General features: G+C 72.6%; 17 protein-coding genes. 7 read left to right on the plus strand and 10 right to left on the minus strand.

Going from position 1 to position 15,776, the window contains the following annotated elements; translation table 11 throughout:
• Window positions 1–88: 88 nt before the first annotated feature.
• Window positions 89–2,191, minus strand: coding sequence for a sorbosone dehydrogenase family protein (locus NLX85_RS19455; RefSeq protein WP_254337104.1), 2,103 nt, complete (start codon window positions 2,189–2,191; stop codon window positions 89–91).
• Window positions 2,192–2,229: 38 nt separating this feature from the next.
• On the minus strand, window positions 2,230–3,180 hold the full coding sequence (locus NLX85_RS19460) for a LamG domain-containing protein (RefSeq protein WP_254337106.1): 951 nt from the start codon (window positions 3,178–3,180) through the stop codon (window positions 2,230–2,232).
• A 279-nt stretch (window positions 3,181–3,459) separates the two neighbouring features.
• Between NLX85_RS19460 and NLX85_RS19465 the strand changes: the two genes are divergently transcribed.
• From NLX85_RS19465 to NLX85_RS19480, 4 genes are all read left to right on the plus strand, one after another.
• Window positions 3,460–4,512, plus strand: a complete 1,053-nt coding sequence (locus tag NLX85_RS19465) for a LacI family DNA-binding transcriptional regulator (RefSeq protein ID WP_254337108.1) — start codon at window positions 3,460–3,462, stop codon at window positions 4,510–4,512.
• A gap of 83 nt (window positions 4,513–4,595) precedes the next feature.
• Window positions 4,596–5,204, plus strand: a complete 609-nt coding sequence (locus tag NLX85_RS19470) for an IS607 family transposase (RefSeq protein ID WP_374628111.1) — start codon at window positions 4,596–4,598, stop codon at window positions 5,202–5,204.
• Entirely contained in the window at window positions 5,201–6,619 is a 1,419-nt protein-coding gene (locus NLX85_RS19475) for a transposase (RefSeq protein ID WP_254337112.1), read from the plus strand. Before NLX85_RS19470 ends, NLX85_RS19475 begins: the two co-directional genes overlap by 4 nt.
• A 16-nt stretch (window positions 6,620–6,635) precedes the next feature.
• The gene (locus tag NLX85_RS19480; RefSeq protein ID WP_254337114.1) at window positions 6,636–6,953 is read left to right on the plus strand and encodes a DUF4326 domain-containing protein; all 318 of its coding nucleotides are present in this window, start codon (window positions 6,636–6,638) and stop codon (window positions 6,951–6,953) included.
• A 19-nt stretch (window positions 6,954–6,972) separates the two neighbouring features.
• On the opposite strand, the gene NLX85_RS19485 is transcribed toward NLX85_RS19480, so the two are convergent.
• Entirely contained in the window at window positions 6,973–7,503 is a 531-nt protein-coding gene (locus tag NLX85_RS19485; RefSeq protein WP_254337116.1) for a GNAT family N-acetyltransferase, read from the minus strand.
• Between the two features lie 136 nt (window positions 7,504–7,639).
• Between NLX85_RS19485 and NLX85_RS19490 the strand changes: the two genes are divergently transcribed.
• Window positions 7,640–8,527, plus strand: a complete 888-nt coding sequence (locus tag NLX85_RS19490; RefSeq protein WP_254337118.1) for a S9 family peptidase — start codon at window positions 7,640–7,642, stop codon at window positions 8,525–8,527.
• Window positions 8,528–8,546: 19 nt separating this feature from the next.
• On the opposite strand, the gene NLX85_RS19495 is transcribed toward NLX85_RS19490, so the two are convergent.
• The gene (locus NLX85_RS19495; protein ID WP_254337120.1) at window positions 8,547–8,855 is read right to left on the minus strand and encodes a TraR/DksA C4-type zinc finger protein; all 309 of its coding nucleotides are present in this window, start codon (window positions 8,853–8,855) and stop codon (window positions 8,547–8,549) included.
• A 497-nt stretch (window positions 8,856–9,352) separates the two neighbouring features.
• Between NLX85_RS19495 and NLX85_RS19500 the strand changes: the two genes are divergently transcribed.
• The gene (locus NLX85_RS19500) at window positions 9,353–10,102 is read left to right on the plus strand and encodes a BTAD domain-containing putative transcriptional regulator (protein ID WP_254337508.1); all 750 of its coding nucleotides are present in this window, start codon (window positions 9,353–9,355) and stop codon (window positions 10,100–10,102) included.
• Here NLX85_RS19500 and NLX85_RS19505 read toward each other — a convergent pair.
• The 6 genes from NLX85_RS19505 to NLX85_RS19530 all read right to left on the minus strand — a co-directional run bounded on the left by NLX85_RS19505 (window position 10,033) and on the right by NLX85_RS19530 (window position 14,082).
• Window positions 10,033–10,836 (minus strand): BTAD domain-containing putative transcriptional regulator, encoded by an 804-nt coding sequence (locus tag NLX85_RS19505; protein WP_254337122.1) that lies wholly within the window; start codon window positions 10,834–10,836, stop codon window positions 10,033–10,035. The two genes, NLX85_RS19500 and NLX85_RS19505, sit on opposite strands and share 70 nt — an antisense overlap.
• A gap of 81 nt (window positions 10,837–10,917) precedes the next feature.
• Window positions 10,918–11,292, minus strand: coding sequence for a hypothetical protein (locus NLX85_RS19510; RefSeq protein ID WP_091308430.1), 375 nt, complete (start codon window positions 11,290–11,292; stop codon window positions 10,918–10,920).
• A 29-nt stretch (window positions 11,293–11,321) separates the two neighbouring features.
• Window positions 11,322–11,537: a hypothetical protein gene (locus tag NLX85_RS19515; protein ID WP_254337124.1), complete on the minus strand. Its 216-nt coding sequence runs from the start codon at window positions 11,535–11,537 to the stop codon at window positions 11,322–11,324.
• A gap of 271 nt (window positions 11,538–11,808) precedes the next feature.
• Window positions 11,809–13,089: a low temperature requirement protein A gene (locus NLX85_RS19520; RefSeq protein WP_254337126.1), complete on the minus strand. Its 1,281-nt coding sequence runs from the start codon at window positions 13,087–13,089 to the stop codon at window positions 11,809–11,811.
• Between the two features lie 153 nt (window positions 13,090–13,242).
• Complete coding sequence (locus tag NLX85_RS19525) at window positions 13,243–13,422, minus strand: hypothetical protein (protein ID WP_254337128.1); 180 nt, start codon at window positions 13,420–13,422, stop codon at window positions 13,243–13,245.
• Between the two features lie 12 nt (window positions 13,423–13,434).
• Window positions 13,435–14,082 carry a DUF4253 domain-containing protein gene (locus NLX85_RS19530; protein WP_254337130.1) on the minus strand — a complete coding sequence of 216 codons (648 nt, stop codon included), beginning with the start codon at window positions 14,080–14,082 and terminating at the stop codon, window positions 13,435–13,437.
• Window positions 14,083–14,205: 123 nt separating this feature from the next.
• Here NLX85_RS19530 and NLX85_RS19535 point away from each other — a divergent pair, with 123 nt between their 5' ends.
• Window positions 14,206–15,765: a phage tail sheath subtilisin-like domain-containing protein gene (locus tag NLX85_RS19535; protein WP_254337132.1), complete on the plus strand. Its 1,560-nt coding sequence runs from the start codon at window positions 14,206–14,208 to the stop codon at window positions 15,763–15,765.
• Window positions 15,766–15,776: the final 11 nt, after the last annotated feature.

Consider the following 15,776-nt stretch of genomic DNA (forward strand, 5'->3'; position numbering starts at 1 on the left):
CGCGGTCACCTCGGCCGCCTCGGCCGCCGAGCCGCCGAAGCGCCGGAGGGGACGGCGGCACCGGCCGCCGTCCCCTCCACTCCTCGAATCAGGCCGGGGAGCCCGTCACGGTGAAGAGACGGGTACGGCCGATGTTGTCGAACGAGCCGAAGCCGACCCGACCGGAGGTGAAGGTGGTGTCCTTCGCGGTCAGCAGCGGATCCCGGTGCCCGTCGACGTAGACGGCGATCTCGCCGGTGGCGGGCAGGTGCACGACCCGCACCTTGTGCCAGTCGGCGTCGGTGATCGCCGGGTTGGCGCCGCGCGAGCGGCCGTTCCACTGGTGGTCGATCCGTTCCCGGTCGGCGTTGTTGACCTTGAAGATGCCGTTGTGCGGGTAGATCGTGTTGTCGGTCGACAGGTGCGCGTAGTAGTACTGCGTGTCCGACTGCCAGCCGAACACGATGATGACGTCCCGGTTGGTGACCTCCACGGGCGTGTCGAGGCGTACCCGGGCGTCGATCTGGACCGACGAGAAGGCCGGGCCCTTGTTGAGGATGGCGTACTCGAAGGGCCGGCGCGGCCCGGGGCGGCTCACGCCGGCCTCGGCGAGGATGACCTCGTCGCCGTCGAACTGCCACTTCGACGGGGTGACCGGCGTCCAGTTCTCCGCGCCCCCGGTGTGGACCACCTTGGTCCTGCCCACGTCGCCCTCCGCCACCGTCTTCGTGCCGACCACCTTCCAGACCTTCCCGTTGGCCTTGGCGAGGATGTAGAGCTCACCGGCGGCGTCGGTGCCGAAGCGCAGGTCGACCCGGTTCGGGTCGCCGGGCGCGCCCGGGCTGGACAGGTCCTGCATGCGTACCAGGTCGCCGGCGCTGGTGTACAGGGCGAGCCGATGGATCGGGGCGAGCCCCTCGCCGCGGCGCATCTCGTTCGCCTCGGTGTAGAGGATCCGGCCGTCGACCAGGTCACCGAAGACGTACTTGCCGATCAGGGCGGGCACCGTGTGTCCGCGGTAGACGAACCCGCCGGCCACGGCGACGCCGACGTCGGAGGTGCAGTTCCAGCCGGCCGCCGGGTCGTGGTCGTACGCGGCCACCGGGTAGGTGTAGCCGTACTTCGCGTCGTCGGCCGGCAGCGGGTAGAGCTTGTCGCACGGGTTGGTGGCGGTCTTGTCGAAGACCCAGTTGCCCTCGCGCTCGCTCCAGCCGAAGTTGTCCCCGGCCCGCACCTCGTAGATCGACTCGACAGCGTGCTCGCCGATGTGGCCCAGGTACATCCGGCCGGTGGCCCGGTCCCAGCTGAACCGGTGCGGGTCGCGGAAACCGACCGCGTAGATCTCACCGAGCGCGCCGGCCCGCCCGACGAACGGGTTGTCGGCCGGGATCCCGTACCGGCCGTTGGGCGCGTCGGTGCCGCGCGGGTCGATGCGCAGCAGCTTGCCGTGCGGCATGCCCATGTTCTGCGGGTCGCCGTTGCGGTAGCCCTGGCCGCCGTCGCCGACGGCGAGGTAGAGCATCCCGTAGTCGCTGTCGTGCGGCTTCGCGGTCGGGTTGAAGTTGATCTCCTGTACGCCGTGGATCTGGCCGCCGAAGCCGATCCGCAGCACCTCCCGGTGGCTGCCCGCGAAGGTGCCCGCGGCCGGGTCGGTGGCCGTCCACTCGGTGATCACGGCCTGGTAGATGGTGTTCGGCTGGGCATAGTCGGGCGTCCGGGTGGCCAGCGACGCCTGCTCGGTGTGAATGGTGTAGAAGCGGCCGTTGCGCCCGAAGTCCGGGTGGAAGGCGACGTACCCGAAGCCCTGGCCGAGGCCGCGGCCGGAGAAGAACTGCGGCGCGAAGGTGGCCGCCACGTCCAGGTAGACGTGCGGCGTGCCGTTCTCCACGAGGTAGAGGTTGCCGTTGAGGTCCGGCACGGCCCGGCGGCCGGAGCCGTCGGGCAGCTCGCTGATGGTGTTGATCCGGGCCTTGCGGACCAGGCGCTGGTCGACCGGGGCCGGGTTCGGCGTGGACTGCGGGAAGCTCGCGTACTCCTCGAGCACCAGCCCCAGCCGCGACTGGATAGGCGATTCGGGGATCGGGTCGTAGACGGCGCCGTCGGCCCGGGCGGGCGCGGCGACCAGGGTGGACAGGACGAGGGTGGCGGCAGTGACCCCGGCGGTGAGGACGGCTCTGCGGAGCCTGCCGGTGCTGCCAGCGCGAATGGACACGCGGGTTCTCCTTCTCGGTGGGACGGTCCGAGGAACGGTCAGCGGGCCATGTAGCGGTACTGCTTGGCGATGTCGCCGGCCGGGATCACGCTGTCGAGGAACATGAGGCCGTCCATGCGGCAGTCGCACGGGTTGCGTTCCAGGGTGTTCTGCGGGAAGCTCCCGCCGATCTTGATGCCGCGCGGGTCGGTGGCGCTGGTGACGTGCGGGCCGGGCCCGTTGAGCTGCCACGGGTCGCCCGCGGTGGTGTAGAAGCCGTCGACCGGCTCGCCGTTGCGGTAGAGCGCCATGGTGCCGGTGGTGAAGTCGTAGGTGGCGGCCAGGTGCACCCACTCCCCCTTCGGCAGCAGGGTCCGCCAGTCCTCGTTCGCGGCGAAGGTCTGCGAGGCCCCGCCGTCGACCCGGCGGCCGAGGGCGACCAGGCGCAGCTGGCCGCTGACGTCGATGAGTTCCAACAGGGCGCGCACGCCGTGCCCGTCGGAGTCGCCGGTCAGCACGCCGGCCAGCCCGATGGCGTTGAAGCGGTCGGTGGGATTGGCGGTGGTGGAGTTCAGCGCGGGGCCGTCCATGTCGCGCTTGAACCAGCCCATCACCGTCGTGCCCTCGGCGCCGCTGAACGCGCGCAGCGTGCGTACGCCGCTGGAGGACCAGGTGCCGGCCTTCCAGTCGTCGTTGCCGGCGGCCTGCGGGTTGACCTGCCGGGTCTGGAGCGCGTCGCCGCTGCCCTTGTACGCCTGGTCGGGCACCCGCATGGCCTCGGCGCCGTTGACCAGCTCGATCTCGGTGCCGGAGCGGCCCAGGTCCCGTTCGAGCGCGGGGTCGCCGACCACGGGGTGGTCGAAGTCGTAGAAGGCGACCAGGTGTGACCAGAGGGCGGGGTGGACGTCGTGTGGTCCGGGTCGGTCGGCCTGGGCCGGGCTCGCGGCCGCGGTCAGCGCCAGCGCCAGCAGGGCGGTGGCGGCGACGGCGGCGCGTCGAGGTCTTCTCATGGGGAGGTGCTCCCTTCGTCGGTGCGGTGGTGGCGGTGACGAAAGCGCTTACGTACCGGGCGTGGTGCGGTGCCCGGAGGTGGGTTCGGAGGCACGTCGGGACAGGACGGAGGTCCGTCCGAGCGCCGCACGGCCGAGGTGAGGCTCGCCGGGCGGCGGGTCGGACGGCGGCGTTGCCGTTCGTACGAAAGCGCTTACGTAAGCGCTTTCGTACCCTAAGCTGTGCCCTACGCCACAGGCAAGAGCGCGGCGCGGATCAATGCCTCCCAGGAGTTGCCCATGCCCCGACCCGGACCACGGTTGCGTCTCGTCGACGTGGCGGAACGCGCCGGCGTCTCGCTGGCGACCGCCTCCCGCGCCCTCGCCGGCCGGGAGGGCGTCAGCGAGGAGGTGGCCCGGCACGTCCGGCAGGTCTCCCGGGAACTCGGGTACGTGGCCAACCCGTACGCCCGCACCCTCGCCGGCGGCGCCAGCTCCACCGTCGGTCTGATCGTCCACCAGATCGACGACCCGTACTTCTCCGAGATCGCCAGCGGCGTGCTCCAGGTCGCCGCCGAGGAGGGCCTGCTGGTCCAGATCGCCCACTCCGGACGCGACCCGGAGAACGAGCTGCGCCAGTTGCAACACCTCATCGCCCAGCAGGTCGGGATCATCCTGATCGCCGGGTCCGGCTACGACGACCCCCGGGTGGAGGCGGAGGCGCGCGCCGAACTCGCCGGCTTCCAGCGGGCCGGTGGCCGGGTCGCCGTCATCGGGCGGCACGCCCTGGGCGTCGACGCGGTGGTGCCGGACAACGAGGCCGGCGGCCGGGCCATCGGCGCCCACCTGCTCGCCCTCGGCCACCGGCGGATCGCCGTCGCCGCCGGCACGCCGGGCCTGACCACGGTGGCCGACCGGCTCGCCGGGGTGACCGCCGCGCTCGCCGCGCACGGCCACTCCCCCGACGACCTGGCCGTCGTCCACTCCGACTTCACCCGCGACGGCGGCCGGGTGGCCACCGAGCGCATCCTGCACTACCACCCGGAGACCACGGCGATCATCGCGCTCAACGACGCGATGGCGATCGGCGTGCTGTCCGTCCTGCGGTCCCGTCGCATCCCCGTGCCGGAGCGCGTGTCGGTGGTCGGCTTCGACGACGTGTCCGTCGCCGCCGACCTGGCGCCGAGCCTGACCACCGTGCGGCTGCCGATGACCGAGATGGGGCGGATGGCGCTGACCCTCGCGCTGAAGCCCAGATCGACCCGGCCGCGACGCCGCTCCACCGGCCACACGCTCATCGTCCGCGACTCCACCGGCCCCGCGCCCGCGCCCGGCGGCCGACCGTCAGACTGACGTCATGGGCGCGAGCGCGAGGAGCAGCGACCAGTGGTTGCTTTCCTTTCTAGAACTGTCCACAATCGGCTGCTGTGGGTAGCGTGTATCGGATCGGTGAGTTCGCTAAGCGGGTGGGCCGCTCGGTGAGTACGGTGCGCCGGTGGGAGGCGGAGGGCCGGATCACTGCCCGTCGTCTGCCGTCCGGGCAGCGGTACTTCGACGATTCGGATGTGCGCCGGGTGCTGCAGCCGGGCTTCGACGCCGGCCGGCGGAAGGTTGTGGTGTACTGCCGCGTCTCGTCCCCTGAACAGAAAGTCGACTTGGCCGCGCAGGTGGCGGCGATGCAACAGTTCTGCCTCGCTCGTGGTCTGGCCGTGGACGAGTGGATCAGCGAGGTCGGCGGCGGGATGGACCTTCGCCGTAAGAAGTTCCTGGCGTTGATGGACGCCGTCGACCGGGGTGAGGTCGCCACGCTGGTGGTGGCGCACCAGGACCGGTTGGCCCGGTTCGGGTTCGACTTGCTGGAGCATCTGGCGGCGCGTGGCGGCTGCGAGATCGTCGTGGCCAACCAGGAGTCCCTGTCCCCGCAGCAGGAGCTGGTGGAGGACCTCCTGGCCGTCGTGGACACCTTCTCGTGCCGGCTGCACGGTTTGCGCCGCTACGAGAAGGAGTTGAAAAGGGCGGACCTAACCGTGGGGGATGACCGGTGAAGGTCACCCGGACCGCCTACTCGGCCCCGATGAACCAAGGAAAGTACGCCGCCTTGGTGGAGCAGGCCCGTCGGTTGGGGCGGGTGCGCAGCGAGGTGTGGCAGCGGTATGGCTCGATCAACGGTGTCGGGGCCGGGCTGCGGGACCGGCAGGTGCGCGACCGGTGGCTGCCTGACGGCACGCATGTACAGTTCGCCGTGTTGGCGAATGCGTGGAAGGAAACCGTCCGCGACGCGATGGCCGACATCGCCGCGAACCTGGAGGCGGCCAAGGTCGACGTCCGGCGGGCGATCAGCCGACGCACCAACGATCCGGCCGAGCGCAAACGAATGTTCACGGCGTTGAAGGCTGACGATTGGGCTGACGATCCGTTCCTGGCCCGGCAGATGCGCAAGCACTGGAAGCGTGGCCACAACCGCACGCACGATCAGATCGTGGTGCGCGCCGACCAGTACAACACCGCCGTCGATGGGCGGGACCGGTTGTGGCTGGCCGTCCCGGGCCTGCAACGCCGCCGTATGGTCAAGATTCCGCTGACGACGACGGTGGCCCCGGCGGGCACGTTGCGGCTGATCCTGCGCGGCGGCCGAGTCGAGGTCCACTACCAGATCGACGCGGCGCAGATGCGCTCATCACAGCGACCATGCGGCGAGGCGACGATCGGCGTGGACAAGGGCTACACCGAGGCCCTCACCGACTCCGACGGCCAGCCCCGCGGTGAACAGCTCGGCGACCTGCTCACCCGCGAGTCGGACCGGTTGAAGGAACGCAACCGCCGTCGGGCGAAGCTACGCTCAATCGCCAACACCGCGGTCCTGCGTGGGGACGACGCGAAAGCGCACCGGATCAAGGTCAACAATCTCGGCACGATCAAGCGGGATCGGCAGGCCAACCGGCACCGAGCGCGGGTGCGCACGGAGATCTTCACCGCGGTGCACGAGGTCGTGGACAAGGCCGGCACCGTGGTCGCCGAGGATCTCACCAAACGCTTCACCGGCCGCAAGCCGCTGGGCAAGAACATCAGCCGGCGTCTCGTCGCGTGGACCAAAGGAGTCACCGCCGAGGCCCTCAAGAACGTGTCGGAGCGCAGAGGTTCTGCGCTCGTCCACGTCAACGCCGCCTACACCTCACAAACCTGTCACCGCTGCGGACGGTTCGGCCGGCGCAGCGGGGACCGATTTCACTGCACCTCGTGCAGGGTGGTGTGGCAGGCCGACGTGAACGCCGCGATCAACATCCTGCACCGAGCCGGCGACCCCGACATCGCCCTGCACACCCCACACCACAAGGTGAAGCAGATCCTGCAGGACCGGACCGATCGCCACCGGACCAGACTGCCGGTCCAGGACTCCAGCCCAGCCACCGCCGGGCGGAGAGCGAAGTATCCCGACCGCTCAAACATGAGCAACAAGTAGGAAGCAGCTGAGGGCCATGGGCGCCACCACCGTCGTCAACCTCAAGGGACACCGGGACGACCCGGCGTACGCCGATGTGGTCTACGTCGGGCGGGCCATGTCGCGCGGCGGCTGGCGGCTGCCGCAGTCGCCGCTGTCCAGCCCGTACCGGCCCGGTCCGGACGGCACCCGCGAGGAGGTGATCGAGAAGTACCGGGCGTACCTGCTCGGCCGGCCCGACCTGCTCGCGCTGCTGCCCGACCTGCGCGGGCGCCGGCTCGGCTGCTGGTGCGTGCCGGAACGCTGCCATGCCGAGGTGATCGCCGAACTGGCCGACGCACCGCCCCGCGGCTGATCCCCGGGGCTCCGGTGGGTCAACCCAGCTTCTTGCTCAGGGTCTCGAACGCCAGATCCGGTCGCAGCGGCCGGCCGAACCGCTCGTCGCCGTACGGGAACGGGCTCAGCTCGCCGGTGCGGACGTAGCCGCGCCGCTCGTACCAGGCAATCAGGTCCTCCCGCTGCGTGATCACGGTCATCCGCATCTCGCCGGTGTGCCACTCGTCCCGCGCGTACCGCTCGGCCTCGGCCAGCAGGTCCCGGCCCAGCCCGCCGCCCTGCCGCCCCGGATCGACCGCGAACATCCCGAAGTAGACGTGGTCGTCACGGCGCTCCAGCTGGCAGCAGGCGACGATCCCCGCGCCGTCCTCGACGACCAGCACCGTCCCGCCCGGGCTGCTCACCGCCTCGGCCACCATGTCCGGGTCGGTGCGCTGCCCGGCGAGCAGGTCGGCCTCGGTGGTCCAGCCGGCCCGGCTCCGCTCCCCCCGGTACGCCGACTCGACCAGGTCGACGAGGGCGGCCACGTCGGCGGGACGGGCGGTCCGGATCGTGCGCGGGCTGGTCATCGGCGGTCTCCACGGTCGCGACGGTCCACTGCGCCAGCGTACGCAGACCGACGCACCGGGGAACGACGGCCCGGCGGCGGGCTGCGGGACCACGGCGGGGCGACCGGGACCATGTGCGGCGTGGTTGACTGCCGGCATGGAGCTGCGCGTCGGTGAGCTCGACCTGGCCGCCACCCTGGACCTACCGGCCGGGCCGGCCCGCGGCGGCGTGGTGGTGCTGCACGGCTCGCACGCCGACCGGCGGTCGTACTTCCTGTACGAGCACCTGGCCCGGCTGCTGCCGCCGGCCGGGATCGCGGTGCTGCGGTACGACAGGCGTCCCCGGGTGGACGGTCACGACGTGCCACTGACCGCGCAGGCCGACGACGCGGCAGCGGCCCTGGACCTGCTGCGCGGGCAGGTCGGGGACGTTCCGGTCGGACTGTGGGGGTTCAGCCAGGGCGCCTGGGCTGCGACGGTCACCGCCACCCGGCACCCGGTCGACTTCCTCGTGCTGGTCGGGTGCAGTGGGGTCAGCCCCGCCGCGCAGATGCGCTACGGCACCGCCGAGCAGTTGCGCCGGCACGGGTACGGCGAGGCCGACCTCGCCGAGCTGGACCGGCTGCGTGGTGTCGCGGAGGGATTCCTGCGCGGCGACGTGCCCCGGGCGACCGCCCAGGCGGAGCTGGACGTCGCTGTGCGGCGACCCTGGTTCCCGCTGGTACACCTGCCCCGCGAGCTGCCCGTGACTCCGGGCAGCTGGGTCGACATGGACTTCGACCCGGAGCCGGTCTTCGCGAAGGTGTCCGGCCCGGTGCTGCTCTGCTACGGCGAGACCGACGGCTGGACGCCGATCGAGAAGAGCCTGGTGGTGTGGCGGCGCGCCGCACGCGACGCGGAGCTGACCGTGGCCCGGCTGACCGGCTGCGACCACGCGCCCACCCTGGACGGGCGCGACGACCTGGCCGGCGTCAGCCCGGACTACGAACGGGTCCTGCTGGACTGGCTCGGGCGCCGGCTGCCGGAGCGCCGGGCCGCGCGGTGACGGCCCGGCGCCCGGCGCGTCAGCGGTGCTTCTGCTGGCAGGGCACGCAGAAGGTGGCGTGCGGCACCACCTCCAGCCGCTCCACCGGGATCGGCCCGGCGCACCGCTGACAGCGGCCGTAGCCGCCGTCGGCCATCCGGCGCAGCGCGTCGCCGATCTGCCCGAGGCTCTGCCGGGTGGCCGCGATCAGCGCCGACCGGGTGTGCGCCTCGCCGGGGTCGCCGGTGTCCGCGGTGAGCTCGGTCAGCCGGGCCGTCTGCGCCGCGAAATCCTCGGTCAGGGTGGCGCGCAGCCGGGTGAGCCGGGCGTCGTGCAGGTCGGTGCCCATGTGGATCCCCTCCAGGAAAAAGAAAAAGGGCCGAAGCCGGTTGGCTTCGCCCTGGGTGGCCGTACGCGGATGAACGGGGATCCGGGTGGGCCACGGTCGGTGGGGATCGGGCTCGGGAGGCCGTGGATGGGCGCGACGGAGCGGGTGCCCGCCGGACGGGCGGGCACGGTCGCGGGACGCCGGCGGTGGGCAGCAGCGGGCGCCGCCGTGGTGACGGCGGTCGCGGACAGCAGCCCGGCCGGGTACATGCGGCCAACCATAGGCGACCCCACGCCGTTCGCCAACGACTTTGCCCGGCCGCCCTCGTGCCGGCCCGCACGTCTGCCGGGGCAGCCGTTCGGCCGGTGCGCGCCGTCGATCGGGACCGGTCGCCGGGCCGCGCGGACGAAGGGGATGTCCGGCCACCGACAGGCCAGTTTCCGGGGACCCACCGCATGCGGTATTCGAGAGGTGACCCTCCGCCCACACCCCGAGCAGAGCGGAGCGCCGACGTGTGGATGACAACGGAAACAGCAGCGGCAGCCGTACCCCCGCAACGGGTCGGCTGGCGGCTGCGGCTGCTCGGCGGTTTCGCGCTCGACCGGGACGGCGATCCGGTCGCCCTGCCCGCGACCGCGCAGCGGCTGGTGGCCTTCCTGGCGGTGCGCGGCGCTTCGGACCGGGCGCGCACCGCCTGGTCGATGTGGGCCGGCAAGCCGGAGGAGCGGGCGTCGGCGGACCTGCGCACGGCGCTGTGGCGGCTGCGCAAGGCCGCGCCCGGGCTGCTCGGCGACTCCACCGGCGCGCTCGCGCTGGCCGCCGGGGTGGCGGTGGACAGCCGCTCCCTCGGCGGCCGGGGCCCGGTCGACCCGGCGTTCCTGCGCCGGCACGCCGCCGCCGGCTGCCCCGACCTGCTGCCCGGCTGGTACGACGACTGGGTGCTCATGCACCGGGAGCTGCTGCGGCACCGGGCCCTGCGGGCCCTGGAGGACGCCGCCGCGGCGGCGATCCGGGCCGGTGACCCGGCCGCCGGGCTGGGCTGGGCGCTGGAGGCCGTGGCCGCGGACGCGCTGCGGGAGAGCGGCCACCGGTTGGTGCTCACCGCGATGCTGGCGAACGGGAACGTCAGCGACGCGCTGCGCCACGCCGAACTGGTGGTCCGGCTGCTCGCCGAGCAGTTGGGGGTGCGGCCCTCGGCTCAGCTCATGGCGTTGATCGAGGAGGCGCGCTGCCGGTCGGCGGTGGCCGCCGGCCGGGCGCGCGGGTAGGCGTCGAGCAGTTCGGCCAGCCGCGGGTCGGGTTCCATGTCCAGCTCGCGGGCCAGCAGCCGGCGGTAGGTGTCCAGGCCGCGCCGGCCCTCCACCCAGTTCCCTTCGGCCAGGTGCGCCTCGAGCAGCACCCGCTGGGCGCTCTCCCGCAGCGGCTCCGCCCCGGCGGCGGTCAGCGCCACCTCGACGGCCTCGGCGCAGCGGCCCGTGGTGACGAGGTGCCGGCTCATCGCCTCCATGCCGTGCAGCACTCGCTGGCGGACGCGCTCCCGTTCGGTGAGCACCCAGTCGTCGTACCAGCCGGGGAGCAGGTCGAACAGGATGCCGCCGGTGGGCAGCGCGGTCAGGTCGGCGCCGGCCGGGCGGCCCGCGATCAGCCGGCCCGCCCAGGCGGTGACCAGGTCGATGTCGACAAGCACGCCGGGCCGGAACGCCAGGTGGTGCCGGTCCACCCCGATCAGGCCGACGTGCGCCTGGTTGAGCCGCCACAGCGCCGAGCGCAGGTTGCCGGCCGCCCGCGAGTCCGGGGCGTCCGGCCAGAGGGTGGCGGCGGCGTGGCCCCGGTCGAGGCGGCGGCGGTGCAGGGCGACGTAGACGAGCAGCCGCTTGCTGCCCTCGGGCACGTCGTACCAGCGGGTGCCGTGGCTGACCCGGACGTCACCGAGCAGCCGCAGCACCGGACCGGCCCCGGCCGGCTGGTCGGCGACGAGGACGTCGACGAAGTCGGCGGTCATCCGGGACCTCCCCTGCGGCGCGGGCCTGCCCCGGCAGGGTAGAACGCGCTGCGTCACCCCGGCGTCACATCGCGGCGGCCCTCACGGGGTGACGTCCCGGCCGACCAGGATGTCCAGCCGGGCCGGTTCGGCCGTGTCGTTGGTGAAGGTCAGGCTCGCCGGGTCCGCGCCGAGCAGCCGGGCCGCCCCGGCGCCGAGGAAGGCGTGCGCGCCGTCGAGCGCGATCGCCGTGCCGTCGATCTCGTACGACAGGTCGGCGCTGGGCGTGGCCGGCACGATCAGCACCATGCCGACCCGCTCGGTGCCGGCGGGCACCAGGTCTACCTGCTGGCTCTCCCCGGCCGCGATCTCGACCGAGACCTTGTCGTACGCCTCGACGTCGACGACGCCGGTGGCCGCGATCTGCGGCCCGTGGGCCACGCGGACCTGGAGGCTCCAGTTGATCTTCTCGGTCATTCTGCCTTCCCTGGGTCGGGCGGTGGGCGTCACCGCGGTTGGTGACCGGCGAGGATGTCCACCAGTCGGCTGCGCACCATTTCGACGACCGCCTCCGGCGAGGTCACCGCCCGGCTCTCCGGCCGGCCGCCGGCCAGGTCGACGCAGCTCGTCACCAGGGCGCGGAAGCCCAGCTCGTCCGGCCGGTCCTCGAACCACACCCGGACGACCACCACCCCACCGCGGTCCGGGTCAGGGGTCGTCACGGGAGCGCCTCCGGGGCAGGAGTCTGGTGCGCGGGCCGGCCCAGCCTGCCGCCCGCCCGTCACCGGCCCGTGCCCGCCGCGTCACCGGGCCACCTGGCGACCGTGCCGGGCCCGCCGTCGTCTCGCGGCTCGGTCTCCGGGCCGGCCTCCGCTAGTACGGCAGCCGCCGTTTGAGATCTTGCTGCTCTAGCGGAGTGTGGATTGATCAACACCTGCATCATTCGCTCGATCAGCGACCTCACCCACCGATTGCGCTGGTCAACCTGTCGTACTAGAGGCGTCGTGGCAGCCACCCGGTTGTTCGGTCGCCGGGTCGGGGTTGTTCCCGTGGGCGGCGGGCCGAGCGGCGGGTGTCGATGGCTGCGATGCCGGCCAGGATCACGGTGGCGGTGATCGCGGCTGCTAGTGGCGGTGCGGCGGTCAGTGGTACGGCTGCCAGTAGGAGGACCAAGGCCCCTATCCAGCGGTGTGGGGACGCTCGGGAGAAGACGGCCCGTTCCAGAGCGCCCCGGCCGGTGAGGTAGCAGGCCGGCCCGCCGAGGATCATGATCAGCCAGGTCGGGTAGCTGTGGTCGACGGGGTGGGTTTGGACGATTTCGTGGCCGATGGCGGTTGCCACGATGCCGAGGATCATCACGACGTGGGCGGACGCGGCGAAGCGACCCAGTCCGGCCGGGTCCTCGGCGTCGGCGACGGCGTCGCCGAGAAGTTGGCCGGCCTTGTGGAAGTAGATGCGCCATAGCAGGACGGTCGTGAGGAACGCCAGCAGCAGGCCGATGCTTTGGTAGCCGCCGACACGGCCGAGCCCGGTGGCGTAGGTGACGCCGACAGCGAGGATCGTTTCGCCCAGGGCGATCAGCAGCAGTTGCTGGTACCGTTCCGCCAGATTGTGCGGCGCGATGGCCCATGCCGTCGCTCGCCCCTTGCCCAGGCCTGGTACCGGCCATCCCCGCCACGCGGAGCCGAGATCAACTACGACCGCCGCGAGCCACCAGGCGGCCTGCGTCCCACCCGAGGTCAACGCCCCGCCGATCCAGAACACCCCGGCGACCAGGAACCAGATCAAGGCCCGAAAGTACAGTCGGGCTAGCGCGTGCCGGCCCAGCGCGTAACCGAAGACCATCGCGCGGCTGACCTGAGCGAGGACGTACGACACCGCGAAGGTCATTCCCGCGCCGCCGAACGCGTGGGGCACCGTCGCTCCCATGACCAGCAGCGCGAACGACGTCACCACGATCATCCACTGGGTGTGGGCGGTCCGCGGGTCGAACCGGGCGGTGATGTACGCCGTGATGATCCACAACCACATCAGCGGCACGAACAGCAACAAGATGCGTCCGATCGCCGTCCACTGCGCCGCCAGGTCGCCGCCGCCCACCGATGGCGCCGCGAACGCCACCAACCGATTGAGCGCGAACACCATCACCAGGTCGAAGAACAACTCCACGTAGGTCGCCTGCTGCACGCTCTCCTTGCCGCGCAGCAGCCCTACCGCGTGTCCACGTCCCCATCGCCGATCGGCCATCACCCGCCCATCCCAGCGGATCTGCACTCCACGCGCCGTCGACTTCGAGAAACCCCGGCGCCACCCCGCCACCTGGAGCAACTACGCACGGGCCCAGGGACGGCCTACAGACGATCACGCGTCGGCCGCGCCTCGTCTACCCCGCACCGGCCAACGTCATCTCAGACGGCGGCTGCCGTACTAGGGACGGTCGTGCAGGAACCAGGCGTCGCTGCGGGCAACGGCCATGGCGAGCTGCCACTGCTCGTGCTGGAGGCTGCCGCCGACGGCGAGGAGCTGACCGGCCAACTCCCAGGCCCATGGGCCCGGCTGCGGTTGCCGGGACACGACGAGGTGCAGCGTGGTGCTGAAGGCGGCCACCAGCTCGGCGCCTCAGCGCCGGTGCCACTGCCGCATCGCCGCGGCCCACGCCTCCGGTCCACCGGGACGGGTCGCGCCGAAGTAGCCGATCCAGGCCGGGGCGAGCCACGGGGACGTCGTGGGCAGCAGCACCAGTTGCACCTCCCGCATGGGGTGCCAGGTGCGGGTGCCGACGAGGGGCTCGTACCAGCGACGGGCGTGGTCGGCTAGGACCGGGTCGGCCAGCAGCGTGTCGTAGAGCCACCGGTCCAGCTCCGGCTCGCTCCTCGGCGCGGCCAACGGCCCGGCGGCCGAGGACAGCCCTTCGGCGCCCAGGAAGGCGCTCACGTAGCTCTCGATCCGCCAGGGCTCCATCGGGCGGTCGTCCCGGTGCCGCCGGAACACCGCCCACGGGTCAACCGCCCCCGCCGCCTGCGCCAGGTCGTCGATCTCGGCCGGCGTGGGCTCGTGGTGCAGGTCGCCGGGAAGTGTGAAGACCGGGAACCGGCCCGTGGCCGGCGTGACCGCCCGGGCCGCGCGCCACGCATCCAGCAGGCGGCCCGGGTCCACCTCGTCGACGATGACGGTGCCGCCGATTCCTTCCTCGACGGGATGGTCCTGGAGAACCGTGCCGTGGAACGCTGCCGCGATCGTCCGGAGGTCCCACTCTGGCGCTGTCACGACGCGGACCGTACCGGCTGCCACCGACAGCCGGGTCGACACGGCCGGGTGACGGGGCGGTGACGGGCGGGCGGCACAGTCGCGCCAGCGGCGTACGGCCGCCCGTGGAGTCGAGGAGTCGTCATGGCGGCAACGCTCAGCCATCCCGGGGTGTACATCCAGGAGATACCCGGCGGCAGTCGCACCATCACCGGCGTCGCCACGGCCGTGGCCGCGTTCGTCGGGCGGGCGCTGCGCGGGCCGGTCGACGTGCCGGTGGCCATCTCCTCGTACGCGGAGTTCGAACGCACCTTCGGCGGCCTGTGGCGGGACAGCGGCCTCGGCTACGCGGTGCGCGACTTCTACCTCAACGGCGGCAACCAGGCCGTGATCGTGCGGCTGGCCCGCGACGCGACCAGCGCGCAGCTCGACCTGAACGGTGCGCTGACCCTCGAAGCGGTGGGGCCGGGCGGCTGGGGCAACGGGCTGCACGCCGAGGTGACGCACGCGTCCGGCGAGGAGGCCACCACGGTCGCCGACCAGCAGGGCGTGGACGCCGACGAGCTGTTCCACCTGACCGTGCGGGAGGGCCCGGCGGAGAACCCGGTGCTGGTCGAGACGTACCCGAACGTGACCCTGGTGGACGGGCCGCGCCGGGTGGACACCGTGCTGGCCGCGTCCCGGCTGGTCCGGGTCGGCGCGGCGCCCGCGCTGCCCGGCACCGGCCGCCCCGACGCGGGCGGCTACGACGTGGACACCGCCGACGCGGCGGCCACCGGCACCGACGGGACGCACCTGACCGCCGCCGAGTACACCGACGGGGGCGCGCTGGAGGGCACCAAGCAGGGCATCTACGCGCTGCGCGACGCCGAGCTGTTCACCCTGCTCTGCCTGCCGCCGTCGGTGCCCGACCAGGCCCTCGACGACACCGTGTGGGCCGACGCGCTGGACTTCTGCGTACGCCAGCGGGCCTTCCTGCTGGTCGACCCGCCGCCCACCGAGACCGCCGACACGGTCCGGGCCTGGGTCGGGGCGCGCGGGCTCACCGCCAACGGCCGCAACGGGGCTCTCTACTTCCCGCGGGTGCGCCGGCCCGACCCGCTGCGCGACGGCGCGGTCCGCGAGTTCGCGCCGTGCGGCGCGGTCGCCGGGGTGATGGCCCGCACCGACGCGGCGCGCGGCGTGTGGAAGGCGCCCGCGGGTGTGGAGGCGGCCCTCGCGGGGGTGACCGGGCCGGCGCTCGCGCTGACCGACGGCGAGAACGGCAGCCTCAACCCGTACGCGGTGAACTGCCTGCGCACCTTCCGGGCCACCGGGACGCTGGTCTGGGGCGCGCGGACGCTGCGCGGCGCGGACGTGCTCGCCGACGAGTACCGGTACGTGCCGGTGCGGCGGCTGGCGCTCTTCCTGGAGGAGACGCTGGTCCGGGCCACCCAGTGGGTGGTGTTCGAGCCCAACGACGAACCGCTGTGGGCGCAGGTCCGTGCCTCCATCGGCGGGTTCCTCCAGGACCTGTTCCGGCAGGGCGCCTTCCAGGGTCGCACCCCGCGGGAGGCGTACTTCGTCAAGTGCGACAGCGAGACCACCACGCAGTACGACATCGACCGGGGGGTGTTGAACATCCTGGTCGGCTTCGCGGCCGTCAAACCGGCCGAGTTCGTGGTGATCGGCATCCAGCAGCGGACCGCGGCCGCGGCGACCTAGGAGGGGCGGGC

Source organism: Micromonospora sp. A3M-1-15 (assembly GCF_024213425.1).
Classification (GTDB): Bacteria; Actinomycetota; Actinomycetes; order Mycobacteriales; family Micromonosporaceae; genus Micromonospora; species Micromonospora chersina.